The 12,087-nt window shown below is 49.0% G+C and carries 10 protein-coding genes; 8 read left to right on the top strand and 2 right to left on the bottom strand.

Going from position 1 to position 12,087, the window contains the following annotated elements:
- Positions 1-235: 235 nt before the first annotated feature.
- The 5 genes from OMQ46_RS06720 (at position 236) to OMQ46_RS06700 (ending at position 8,420) form a co-directional block, all read left to right on the top strand.
- A complete protein-coding gene (locus OMQ46_RS06720) occupies positions 236-1,279 on the top strand; it encodes an NADP(H)-dependent aldo-keto reductase (RefSeq protein ID WP_266234781.1) in 1,044 nt (347 codons plus the stop codon).
- Positions 1,280-1,418: 139 nt separating this feature from the next.
- On the top strand, positions 1,419-3,473 hold the full coding sequence (locus tag OMQ46_RS06715) for a TonB-dependent receptor plug domain-containing protein (RefSeq protein WP_266234782.1): 2,055 nt from the start codon (positions 1,419-1,421) through the stop codon (positions 3,471-3,473).
- Positions 3,448-4,008, top strand: coding sequence for a YfiR family protein (locus tag OMQ46_RS06710; RefSeq protein ID WP_266234784.1), 561 nt, complete (start codon positions 3,448-3,450; stop codon positions 4,006-4,008). The genes OMQ46_RS06715 and OMQ46_RS06710 overlap by 26 nt, the downstream gene beginning before the upstream one ends.
- Positions 4,005-6,308, top strand: a complete 2,304-nt coding sequence (locus OMQ46_RS06705) for an ATP-binding protein (protein ID WP_266234786.1) — start codon at positions 4,005-4,007, stop codon at positions 6,306-6,308. The genes OMQ46_RS06710 and OMQ46_RS06705 overlap by 4 nt, the downstream gene beginning before the upstream one ends.
- Complete coding sequence (locus OMQ46_RS06700) at positions 6,309-8,420, top strand: EAL domain-containing protein (protein ID WP_266235902.1); 2,112 nt, start codon at positions 6,309-6,311, stop codon at positions 8,418-8,420.
- Here the strand turns inward: OMQ46_RS06700 and OMQ46_RS06695 are convergent.
- Positions 8,417-9,007 carry a MarR family winged helix-turn-helix transcriptional regulator gene (locus tag OMQ46_RS06695; RefSeq protein ID WP_266234787.1) on the bottom strand — a complete coding sequence of 197 codons (591 nt, stop codon included), beginning with the start codon at positions 9,005-9,007 and terminating at the stop codon, positions 8,417-8,419. The two genes, OMQ46_RS06700 and OMQ46_RS06695, sit on opposite strands and share 4 nt — an antisense overlap.
- The gene (locus OMQ46_RS06690; RefSeq protein WP_266234788.1) at positions 9,000-9,437 is read right to left on the bottom strand and encodes a chemotaxis protein CheW; all 438 of its coding nucleotides are present in this window, start codon (positions 9,435-9,437) and stop codon (positions 9,000-9,002) included. The genes OMQ46_RS06695 and OMQ46_RS06690 overlap by 8 nt, the downstream gene beginning before the upstream one ends.
- Positions 9,438-9,633: 196 nt before the next feature.
- On the opposite strand from OMQ46_RS06690, the gene ectA reads away from it, so the two are divergent.
- From ectA to OMQ46_RS06675, 3 genes are all read left to right on the top strand, one after another.
- On the top strand, positions 9,634-10,140 hold the full coding sequence (gene ectA / locus OMQ46_RS06685) for a diaminobutyrate acetyltransferase (RefSeq protein WP_266234789.1): 507 nt from the start codon (positions 9,634-9,636) through the stop codon (positions 10,138-10,140).
- Between the two features lie 56 nt (positions 10,141-10,196).
- Positions 10,197-11,531 carry a diaminobutyrate--2-oxoglutarate transaminase gene (gene ectB, locus OMQ46_RS06680; RefSeq protein ID WP_266235901.1) on the top strand — a complete coding sequence of 445 codons (1,335 nt, stop codon included), beginning with the start codon at positions 10,197-10,199 and terminating at the stop codon, positions 11,529-11,531.
- An 86-nt stretch (positions 11,532-11,617) separates the two neighbouring features.
- Positions 11,618-12,022, top strand: a complete 405-nt coding sequence (locus OMQ46_RS06675) for an ectoine synthase (RefSeq protein WP_266234793.1) — start codon at positions 11,618-11,620, stop codon at positions 12,020-12,022.
- Positions 12,023-12,087 lie beyond the last annotated feature (65 nt).

The raw sequence follows: 12,087 nt of genomic DNA, 5'->3' as shown, positions 1-12,087 counted from the left end.
GGTGCCGGTGACGGCACTGGTTCGGGCGCCGGCCGGGGTGACTGAAGACGGGCTGGCCCCGCTCACCTTTGAAGCCACGGTGCGTGAGCAACCGCAACTTAACAGCAGCTATGACAGTATGTTTATGACTCCTGAGTAAAGGCTAACCATCTTTACATGCGGCTTGCCCACTGTAACAGTGGCTTGCTAGGCTAAAGCCCGCTTCAGAGCGGGCTTTTTGATAGAGGACAGAAGTATGAAATACAGCAAACTGGGATCCAGCGATCTTGAGGTCAGCCGGATATGTCTTGGCACCATGACCTATGGTGAGCAAAACACCGAACAGGAAGGGCATCAGCAGCTGGATTACGCGCTGGAACAAGGGGTGAATTTCATTGATACCGCTGAACTCTATGCAATACCACCCAGGGCGGAGACCTATGGTGAAACCGAGCGGATCGTCGGCAGCTGGCTGAAAAGGCGTGGTCGTCGTGACGATATCGTCCTTGCCAGTAAAATCGCCGGACCGGGACCGGACTGGGTGTCACACATCCGGGGCGGCCATACCCGCTTTGATGCGGACAATATCAGCCAAGCGCTGGATGAAAGCCTGCGTCGTCTGCAGACTGACTATATCGACCTCTATCAGTTACATTGGCCTGAACGTAAAACCAATTATTTCGGCAAACTGGGTTATCAGGCTGATGACGCGGAAGCTGAATTGACGCCGGTTTATGAAACACTGCAGGCACTGGATAAAGCGGTTCAAGCCGGCAAGATCCGTTATATCGGACTGTCGAATGAGACCCCCTGGGGCATCATGCAGTTTATATGGACGGCAAAGGTGTTGAATCTACCTTCTCTGGTCACAGTGCAAAACCCCTACAGTCTGCTGAACCGGACTTATGAAGTAGGGTGTGCTGAAATCAGTCACCGCGAACAGGTAGGGTTAATGGCCTATTCACCTCTCGGCTTTGGTGTGCTCACTGGTAAATATCTGGATGCTGCCCCCAGTGATGCCAGGCTGACCCGCTGGCCACATTATGCTCGCTACAGTAATGAACAGGCGGTAGCTGCAACCCGGAAATATGTTGAACTGGCGCGTCGTCATAATCTTGATCCAGCACAGATGGCGCTGGCTTACGTCAACAGTCGTCCATTTCTGACTGCGAATATTATTGGTGCCACTGATATGCAGCAGCTCAAAAATAATATCGCCAGCATTGAGTTGGAACTCAGCGAGACGTTGCTGGATGAGATCGAAGCTATTCATCGCCAGCATCCCAATCCATCCCCCTAATTTGCCGGGGGTTAATGCTTTGTTAGGCTGCGAAAGTGTGATCTAGCTGGCATTTTTGTAAAGAATCCTGTATCAGTTGGATCAACTGGTTTTGAGTGTTGACTCATGCCTTGGTGATATTCAATGGTGGAGGGGCAGCATGCGCAAGCAAGGCATGGCGAAACTCTGGTTCCCGGGAGTTCTGTTTGCTTGTTCCCATGCTGTTGAAGCTGCTTCACAGACACCATCCCCAATTGATCTCAGTCTGCAGGAATTGCTTGATATCGAGGTCACGACTGTGTCACGTCAGGCAGAGTCGCTTTCCAGTGCAGCTGCCGCAATTTACGTCATTACCGGCGAAGAAATCCGCCAGCGGGGATTTCAGTCTATTCCTCAAGCCCTGAGAGATGTGCCTGGGCTGCATGTTGCTCAGATTGACGCGCAGAAATGGGCTGTCAGCAGTCGCGGCTTCAACGGTCGCTTCAATAACAAGATGCTTGTGTTGATCGACGGCCGGAGTGTTTACTCTCCGGAATTTTCCGGCGTCTATTGGGAAGTACAGGATACGCTGATGGCTGATATTGAGCGGATCGAGGTGATTCGGGGGCCTGGAGCCGCCATATGGGGCGCAAATGCAGTCAACGGCGTTATCAATATTATCAGTAGACACAGTGCGGACACGCAGGGTGGTTATGCTGAAATAGGGGCCGGTGACTATCAGCAAGCTTTTGCCGGTTTTCGTTACGGTGGACGGCTCGCACCGGGCCTGACTGGCCGCGCTTATGTCAAAGCATTCAAACGTGATGATTTGGCATTTGACCCTGCCGATGTCAATCCTTCAACGGCTGCGCTGATTAGTCAAACTGAGACCGACAATAGCTGGTGGAAGCAGCAAGCGGGCGCACGTCTGGATATGACTCTGGGGACAACCGCAACCCTGAGACTCAGTGGTGCTGCCTATGACAGCATGATGGATCAGACTGTCACCATCCCGACATTAACCGATCCCTACATCGATTATCCCAACATCAGTTCGGTATCACGCGGTTGGCATTTGCTGGGGGATTACACCCGCGCATTGTCTGCGGATTCGCAATTGAATCTGAAGGTGTATTTTGATCATGCCAAGCGGGATGAGTCGCTGTTTGGATATAGCCGAGATACGCTGGATGTCGAAATGTCTCATCATTTTGAGATCGGTGCTCGTCATGAACTGCTATGGGGTATGGGCTACCGGCATATTGATAACGAACTGGATACCAATATGTCGGTGATTGATACCCGGGGCGATAATGAGAGCACAAACCTCTGGAGCTTGTTTGTTCAGGATCAGATAACCCTGAAACCCGAAATGCTCTGGCTGACACTGGCGACACGCTTTGAGCATCATGCCTACAGCGATTTTGAATGGCAACCTACGGTCAGGTTAAGTTGGCAGCCTGCTGAACGGCATCGCTTCTGGACAGCAGTATCAAGGGCGGTCAGAACGCCATCACAGCTCGAGCATGAATATTTTATCAACGCGGGCAACCTCGCTCCGTTAAGTGCTTTCAATCCGACCGGTTTCGTTAACAGGCTCATATTGCAGGGTAATTCAGATTTTGACTCGGAAGTGGTTAAAAGTATTGAGGCAGGCTATCGCTATGCCAGTCAACATGCGTTTAGTCTGGATACAGCGGTTTTTTACAATGATTATGATGATCTGCGAAGTAACCAGGTTACAGAGACAGACTTTTCAACCTTACCGGCCTATATCACGACTTTTTCTGCCTTTGATAACGATGCCAGCGGTAAGAATTACGGCTTGGAGTTATCAGCTAACTGGATGATCAACCAGAGATTAAAGTTACGTCTCAATTACAGCTATATCGAGAGTGATTTCAGTGAAGGACAGCCACAAAATACCGATGCACCTGAACAGCTTGTCTCGCTGTTTGCAAACTGGCGTATCAGTGATGACATTGATTTGACTGCAACCTGGCGCTATGTGGATCGCAATCAGTCCATAGATCCGGTTCAGGTAGATAATCAGACAATTGATGCCTACCACGGCGTTGATCTGGGGCTGAACTGGCAGCTTACACCGGACCTGCAACTGTCAGTGTTTGCCCGGGATTTGTTTTACGGTTCTCATGTTGAATATAAGGCTGAGTTATTGTCCATTCCTTACCGTGTGGAACCGAGCTTCTATGGCAGACTCACGCTGGAGTATTGAAAAAGTGGCTTTGCTGAAACTAAAAACACTCTTTTTACTGGCGCTGTTATTGAGTCATGGCACTCAGCCAGTGATTGCCGTCGCTCAGCAACCTGACTCCCGCTCTGTGATCGCTGCACTGAACTATAACTTTGCCAAATACGCAGACTGGCCGGATGAGGAGCACGCCGAATCAATCCGCTTGTGTTATTTCACCCATACCTTCAAAAACAGCTTCACTGAGTTGCATGACAAAGCTATTTTCAATAAGCCCATCAGCACCCATCAGATCAATGATGTGGAGCAGACAGATCAGTGTCATCTGGTGTACATTGACCGCAACGAACGTGATATAACACAACGCCTGTTTGTTTATCTTGCCGATAAACCTGTACTTACAGTATCCGATATATCGGGGTTTATTGACGACGGTGGCATGATAGAAATCGTTCGTGAAGACAATAAATTTCGTTTCAAAGTGAATATGTCGAGAATGGAGCTTGCTAATTTGAAAATGAGCTCCCAGGTGCTGAAGCTGGCCGTGGAAGTCAAATGAAATGGATCAAAACGCTTAAGTTTCGCCTGATTGCGACGATGATGGGCCTCGTGTTACTGACTATCCTCATCATTTCTTCATCTATTGTCAGTAACCAGCGTCAGGCAATTGAGAGACAGGCACGGCTGGATTCGACTGCGTTGGCCGAATTGTTGGTCAACAATACACTCACAGCAGTGTTATTCGATGATGCTGCCTCTGCCAGACAGTCACTGGAAGCGCTGAGGGTAAGACAAGATATCAGCCGGGTGATGATTTTTGATGGTCAGGCAGGTCTGTTTGCAAGCTATCAAAATAATGCCAGTGATGAACTACCGGAACTGGATCCCATCAGACGCGTTATACGAACGCGTACCCCCGCATTCATTGAAAATGAGCAGGGTTTAGAAGTCATCATGCCTATGCTGAGTCATGGTGATGTGATCGGGGTACTCTATCTGCTTGATAGCTTGTCTTCTCTAAAATCTCAGTTGTCAGAATTCTACAAAGTGGTCGCTTTGACTGCGGTCGTTGCATTTTTCGCCAGTTTGTTAGCGATGTTGTGGCTGGTTTCTCTATTCACTAAACCCATGAATAAAATGCTGGAGACGATAAGAGATATCAGCATTCACCGTGATTACAGACGACGTGCGCCCAGCGCAGCAACGATGGAGTTTAATCAACTCTCCGAGAGTTTCAATCAGATGATCAGTGAGGTAGAGCTGCGAGGCCAGCAACTTGAAACCATGAATGCTGAATTGGAGCAACGGGTCCAGGCCAGAACCGAGGCGCTGGAGACCGCATTGGATGTGGCTAACCATGCTAACCTGGCCAAGTCGCAGTTTTTGGCCATGATGAGCCATGAGGTCAGAACGCCACTGAATGGCGTGATTGGATTTGCTGAGTTACTCAAACTCAGTGATCTGGATAAAGAGGCGCGGGAGAATGTTCGACTGTTGAATGACTCAGCGCAGTCATTACTTGCTTTACTGAATCAAATCCTTGATTTTTCAAAGCTTGATGCTGACAAGGTTGAACTGGAAAAACAACGCTTGAATATGGCGAGTTTCATAAAATCCGTTGTCGAGACCAACCGCGCCAAAGCCGATCGAAAAGGACTGGTTCTTGAGCTCAACCTGCAGGACAGTGATGCTGATTATCTTGTCGACCCGTTGCGTCTGAGACAAGTACTCAACAACCTGATCGATAATGCCATCAAATTTACCCATCAGGGTCGTGTCAAAGTCAGCCTGATGGTTGAACAGTATGAGGTCGAGCATTGGCTCCGGTTTGAAGTCGAGGATACCGGCGCCGGTATTGCCGATAATAAACTGGAGGCGATCTTTTCTCCATTTGCCCAGGCCGATAATTCGGTCACTCGAAAATATGGCGGTACGGGACTGGGACTGGCTATATGTGCTCAGCTCATCAAACTGATGAAAGGTCACTATGGTGTCGATAGTCGTGAACAGCAGGGCAGTTTGTTCTGGTTTAAAATTCCGGTGCAGAAGCTGGATGTCATTCAGCCAACACCTCGACTCAAAAAAGCACCTGTTACGGTGACTCAATCCAATGGCAACGCAATACTGCTGGCCGAGGATAATGAAATCAATCAATCGGTAGCGGCCGGCATGCTGGAAAACTTCGGTTATCAGGTAGAGATTGTCAGTAACGGCCTTGAAGCGGTGAATGCCTGTAACAAAAAACGTTATGATCTGATTCTGATGGATTACCACATGCCACAAATGGGAGGAATGGAAGCCACGGCAATGATTCGTAACAGCCGCGGACAGAGCTTCAACAGCGGCACGCCTATTGTTGCGCTGACCGCTGATATCCAGGATGGGGTGGAGAGCGAGTTTCGTCACGCGGGTGCTGATGATTTTCTGATAAAACCCTTTACGCTCGAACAACTGGGCGACATCATCCACCGTTGGCTGGAAAAAGCGGAGTCGGAAGATAAGGCCGCTTCTGTCATCGATGAGTCGGTGCTGGACGAAATACGGCGAATGTCGGGTGAGCAGGCACCAGAACTGATCAATAACATCGTTGAGCTGTATCTCAAGCAAACGCCCGACTTGATCGATGACATTCATCATGCAGCTAAAGACGGTGATTCTGAGCGTGTTTTCAGAGCTGCCCATGCGCTGAAGTCCAGCTCTGCCAATATCGGTGCTGTCAGAATCAGTGAGATTGCCCGGCAGGTAGAAAAACTGGGGCGCGACAACCGGATTGACCATGTTTCTGCTCACCTGGATACACTGGTAGAAAATTACGAACAAGTCAGGCTCAATCTAAAAAGCCGGCTGGGAGAGGCTTAGGTGGAGGAATCCTCAAGAAAATCAGTGGTTTTGATTGTGGACGATGATCCGGTGACACGGATGCTGATGCGACAATCGTTAAAAAACATTGATATTGATATTTACGAGGCCAGTAACGGTACAGATGCGATTGCTGAATTCAACCAGCACAAACCGGATATGACTCTGCTGGATGTTTCCATGCCGGGTATGGATGGCTTTGAATGCTGTGAGAGATTACGGCAATTACCCCGTGGTCAGGAGTGCGCCATAGTCATGGTCACCTCGCTGGATGAAGTCGAGGATATTGAGCGGGCTTTTCAGGTGGGTGCCACTGATTTTATGACCAAGCCACTCAAATGGCCTTTATTTAACCATCGTGTCAGATATGTGCTCAAGGCCAACCGGACCCTGCAGGAACTGAGTCTGAATAAAAATAAACTGGCCAAGGCCCAGTCTATTGCTCACCTGGTTTACTGGGAGTGGGATTATCAGTCAGACAGTATCGAATGCTCCACTGATATGTTCGATATGCTGGGACTGACACGGGAAAGCCGACTGACACTGAAACGCTTGTTGACAGTGATACACCCGGATGATCGTGCCCGCTTTGTCCGCAACGTGCGGCTGGCGATAAAGGACAAGAAGCCCTACGACATTGAATATCGCGTGCAGCGCCCGGATGGACATGTCCTGTTTATCAACGAACGCACTGATATCAATTTCGAATATGGCCAATGGCGTATTGTGGGCACGCTGCATGATATTACTGCGCTTAAGCAATCTGAGCAGGAAATAACTTATTACGCCTACTATGACACATTGACCGATCTGCCCAACCGTCGCTTATTTATCGAACAGCTGGAAACCACGATTGCCAGCGCACGCCGTCATCAGCGACGCTTCACGTTGATGTTTCTGGATCTGGACCGTTTCAAGCACGTCAATGATACTTACGGTCATCATGTCGGTGATGAACTGCTGTGCCAGGCTGCCGGCCGAATCCGTGAATGTGTGCGTGACTCGGATCTGGTAGCCAAAATCAGTCTGGAGAGCGACCATCGTGTTGCCCGTCTGGCCGGTGATGAATTCACTGTTCTGCTGGATGATGTGGACGATGTTGCTGATATTGCCGACATTGCCAATCGCTTGATAGAGATCTTTTCAAAACCGTTCGTCATAGGCGGGACACCGCTTTATGTCACTGTCAGTATCGGTATTACCGTGTTTCCAACTGACGGTCATAATGTCCAGATCCTGCTACAGCATGCAGATGTGGCCATGTATCACGCCAAGCAGGTGGGACGTAATAACTACCAGTTCTTCTCCGAGAGCATGAATAACTACCTCAAGCTCAGGATGGAGATGGAGCATGATCTGCGTATTGCGCTTGAGCAGGAGCAGTTTGAGCTTTATTACCAGCCTCAGTATCACGCTCGCAGTGAGAAAATCGTGGGATTTGAGGCGCTGTTGCGCTGGCGGCATCCGGTAAAAGGCCTGCTGACGCCGGATAGCTTTATTGAAATCGCGGAGTCAACCGGTTTGATTCTGCCTATTGGTGACTGGGTGTTGATGCAAGCCTGTGAACAGGTTTATCAGTGGCAGCAGGCCTTGGGTTGCGCTTATCGTGTGGCGATTAACCTGTCCGCGTTGCAGTTCAATCAAAATTATTTGCCCGAGCGTGTCAGGCAGACGCTGGAACAGACGGGGTTACCGCCGGAAACACTGGAACTCGAAATTACTGAAACGGCGATGCTGAATGATGTTGCAGAGACGATTCCATTGCTGTTTGCTTTGAAGAAAACCGGCGTTCGACTGGCCATTGATGACTTCGGTACCGGTTACTCCTCAATGAGTTACCTGAAAAACTTCCCTATTGATACGCTTAAAATCGACCGTTCTTTTGTTGAGGAGATTGTGTTCAACCGCAAGGATGCGGCGATTGCACAAACCATTGTGCAACTCGCTAATAATCTCCACTTATCGACGATTGCGGAGGGAGTGGAAACCGAAGCACAGGCAGCCCTGCTGTTGGATATGGGCTGTGAAGAATTTCAGGGCTTCTATTTCAGCAAGCCAATGCCAGTGAGTGACCTCAGTGTTATGTTGACGTGCAATGGTCATGACCTTTAGTCATCTTCGGCGTAGGCGGCGGGTTTGTCGACCAGCGTATCCTGACGATCCAGTAAACCGATATCGAGTACCGGCGAGGCATCGATATGCTGGGCATCCATCATCTGTGCAACCCGTTTCAATGCGGAGATAATCATGGTCTGTTCCCATTCCTGCAAATCGCCGAACTGGCGGGTGAATTGTTCCTGCAGCGGAATAGGCGCATTTTTGAGTATTTCCAGTGCTTCATCATTGAGAAAGGCATGCACTTTACGCTTGTCGGTTTCAGACCGTTGGCGATAGACGAGTTTGCGCTTTTCCAATCGGTCCAGAATGGTGGTGACAGTGGCCTGACTCAGGCTGACTTCCTGAGCCAGTTCACCAATGGTGATCTGTCCTTTATCTCGCAGCGTCTGCAGTAGAAGGATCTGAGGCGCGGTCAAACCCGTGGTTTTGGCAAGGTATTTAGAGTGAAGATCGGTCGCTCGGATAACCCGACGCAGGGCAATCAACACTTCTTCAATCTGGTTCAACAGCTGATCCTTTTGTTCTTTATTCAGATCAAGATTATAAACTGCGTCCAGATTTAAACCGATAGTTTTACTCATAATGTTCCAATTCGTTAATGCAGCGCTCAAAGTCAGTCAGAATAAGTAGCTGATCGTCGTGGTTGATGGTGCCTTTAACCGGGCTGGAATTCTGATTACGTTCGACAGGCATCATGTCCGCGTCTGCCAGCACACTGATTTTTTTCACCTCATCAACGGTAACGCCCACCAGACCGGAAGTTGTTTCCAAAACAATAATGTGCTCACTGTCATTCACCGCTTCATCCAGTCCCAGTAATTGTTTACTGGAGACGATGGTGACAATTTCACCTCTGACATTGAGCACCCCCTCAACACAGGACTGCGCACCGGGCACGGGAACCGGTGACAAATAATCGAGGATTTCTCTGACCTGATTCACTGGATGAGCATAGGTCTCATCTTCTATACGGAAACAAAGCCACTGTTGGTCGTGTAATTGTTCTGACATTAATAGTAAATACGATTCATTATTGGGACTGGACTTTTCATTTGTTTAGTGTACTATATATTTAGACGTCTAAACAACTCGTCTTAGTATGGCGAAATTATTTAATTAATTTCAATATCAACATATTGAGTCTGTTTATTCGTAAATTTTCCGTATTTAATTCAATAGACATATAAATAATAGAGTTATTTATAAAATGAATCTTGCACATACTGACGCTGCGCCCATTACCCTGCGAGCCCCTGCGGCTGAGGACGGTGCTGCGGTGTACGAACTCATCGCCCAGTGCCCGCCACTGGATACCAACTCAATGTATTGCAATCTGCTTCAGTGCACGCACTTTTCCGCCACCTCGGTGGCCGCTGAAAAAGAGGGCGACATTGTCGGCTTTATCTCTGGTTACATTGAGCCGGATAACCCTGACACGCTGTTTATCTGGCAGGTTGCAGTTGGCGAAAAAGCCCGCGGGCAGGGCCTGGCTGGTCGTATGTTGCGTGACATTCTGTCGCGGCAACAGGAAGGCCAGATCAAATTTATTGAGACCACCATTACCCCGGATAACCGGGCGTCATGGGCACTGTTTGAAAGTCTGGCCAACAAACTGGGTACAGAGTTGAATCACTCTGTGATGTTTGATCGCCAGCAACACTTTGCCGGCCAGCACGAAACGGAAATGCTGGTCAGACTCGGTCCCCTTCAATAAGACCTGCTTCACGGCAATCGGGCACCGACAAACCATTACCAGGAGACAACAAAACCATGAAAATTTTTGAGGAAATCGAATCGGAAGTTCGCTCATATGCGCGCTCTTTCCCACGCATTTTCAACCGCGCTAAAGACGAGTTCGTATATGACGAAGAAGGCAATGTCTATTTAGACTTTCTGGCCGGTGCCGGTTCGCTCAACTATGGTCATAACAACGAGCTGTTCAAAAAGCCACTGCTGAAATACATCGAAGAAGATGGCATTACTCAGGGCCTGGACTTACACACGCGTGCCAAGGGTGAGTTTCTGGAGAGCTTTAATGAGTACATTCTGAAACCACGTGATCTTGACTATATCGTCATGTTCACTGGCCCAACCGGCACAAATGCTGTTGAAGCAGCGCTGAAAACAGCCCGGAAATACACCGGCCGCGAAAATGTCATTTCATTTACTAACGGCTGGCATGGTCAGACGCTGGGCTCACTGGCTATCACCGGTAACGGTCACCACCGTGGTGGTGCCGGCATCAGCCTGCATGGTGCGACCCGTATGCCTTATGACGGTTACATGGGGGACGACGTCGATACCACCAACTACCTGGATAAAGTGTTATCTGATTCCAGCAGTGGTGTAGACAAGCCGGCTGCCGTCATCGTCGAAACGGTTCAGGGCGAAGGCGGCATCAATGCCTGTTCCATGACCTGGCTGAAGAGCCTGTCAGAGGTATGTAAAAAGCATGATGTGCTGTTGATTATTGACGACATCCAGGCTGGTTGTGGTCGTACCGGTACTTTCTTCAGCTTTGAAGAAGCCGGCATCTATCCGGATATCGTGACCGTTTCCAAATCTTTGAGTGGCTATGGTTTGCCATTCGCCATCCTGCTGATGAAGCCGGAACTGGACCAGTGGAAACCGGGTGAACATAACGGTACCTTCCGTGGTAACAACCCCGCCTTTATCACTGCCAAGGCAGCGATAGACAACTACTGGAAAGATGACAAGTTTGCCAAGGAAGTCCAGGCCAAAGGTGATTACATTGCCGAGCGCGTTGACAAGATTGTTGAGAAATACGGTGAAGGCAACTTCAACTCTCACGGTCGGGGCATGTTCCGTGGCATCAACTGCGTCAGTGGTGAACTGGCGAGTGCCATCACCCACAAGGCATTCCAGAAGGGACTGATTATCGAGACCAGTGGTACCGAAGACCACGTCGTTAAATTCCTGTGCCCACTGACAATTTCTCAGGAAAGCCTGGAAAAAGGCATCAACATTCTGGAAGAAGCGATTCGCGAAGTCTGTGACAAGGCAGATTCGATTCCGGAAGAAAAAGACTACTTTGAAGGTGACTATTCAGTCAGCGAAGAAGTTGAAAAAATGGCGCGTTCATAAAAGTATCAAGCCATTCGTCAAGGAGAGTGACTTTCGTCACTCTCCCGTCTTTTTCATCAAGATTATCTAGTTTAAGAGGAACATACATGCTTGTCAGACAACTTCAGGATGCAGAAAAAACCAGCCGTAAGATTGTTGATCCGAATGGTAATTGGGACAGTACCCGCCTGTTGCTGAAAGATGACAATATGGGCTATTCATTCCATATCACCACTATCTACGAAGGTGCGGATTTCAGAATGCATTATCAAAACCATCTGGAATCGGTGTATTGCATCAGTGGTGAAGGAGAGGTTGAGTCACTGGAAGATGGAAAGAAATATCCCATCACACCAGGCACGCTCTATAACCTTGATAAGCACGATCGTCACATGCTGCGTGCTTTTAAAGAATTGAAACTGGCCTGCGTTTTTAATCCCCCTCTGAAAGGGACTGAAGTCCATAACAAAGAGGGGGCTTACGAGCTGGATGCTGATCCGATCGCGGACTGATTCAGTTCCTACACATCAGGGCTAATCCCGACGACCGGTCTGTACTGAAGCAGACCGGTCGCCTG

It is taken from the genome of Methylophaga sp. OBS1 (assembly GCF_026319365.1).
This window is presented reverse-complemented; position numbering and strand designations above follow the sequence as displayed.

What these genes read in the sequence shown, in the direction of transcription:
- OMQ46_RS06720 (WP_266234781.1), top strand. Translation starts at nt 236, where the DNA reads ATGAAATACAGCAAACTGGGATCCAGCGATCTTGAGGTCAGCCGGATA.
- OMQ46_RS06715 (WP_266234782.1), top strand. Translation starts at nt 1,419, where the DNA reads ATGCGCAAGCAAGGCATGGCGAAACTCTGGTTCCCGGGAGTTCTGTTT.
- OMQ46_RS06710 (WP_266234784.1), top strand. Translation starts at nt 3,448, where the DNA reads ATGGCAGACTCACGCTGGAGTATTGAAAAAGTGGCTTTGCTGAAACTA.
- OMQ46_RS06705 (WP_266234786.1), top strand. Translation starts at nt 4,005, where the DNA reads ATGAAATGGATCAAAACGCTTAAGTTTCGCCTGATTGCGACGATGATG.
- OMQ46_RS06695 (WP_266234787.1), bottom strand. Translation starts at nt 9,007, where the DNA reads ATGAGTAAAACTATCGGTTTAAATCTGGACGCAGTTTATAATCTTGAT.
- OMQ46_RS06690 (WP_266234788.1), bottom strand. Translation starts at nt 9,437, where the DNA reads ATGTCAGAACAATTACACGACCAACAGTGGCTTTGTTTCCGTATAGAA.
- ectA (WP_266234789.1), top strand. Translation starts at nt 9,634, where the DNA reads ATGAATCTTGCACATACTGACGCTGCGCCCATTACCCTGCGAGCCCCT.
- ectB (WP_266235901.1), top strand. Translation starts at nt 10,197, where the DNA reads ATGAAAATTTTTGAGGAAATCGAATCGGAAGTTCGCTCATATGCGCGC.
- OMQ46_RS06675 (WP_266234793.1), top strand. Translation starts at nt 11,618, where the DNA reads ATGCTTGTCAGACAACTTCAGGATGCAGAAAAAACCAGCCGTAAGATT.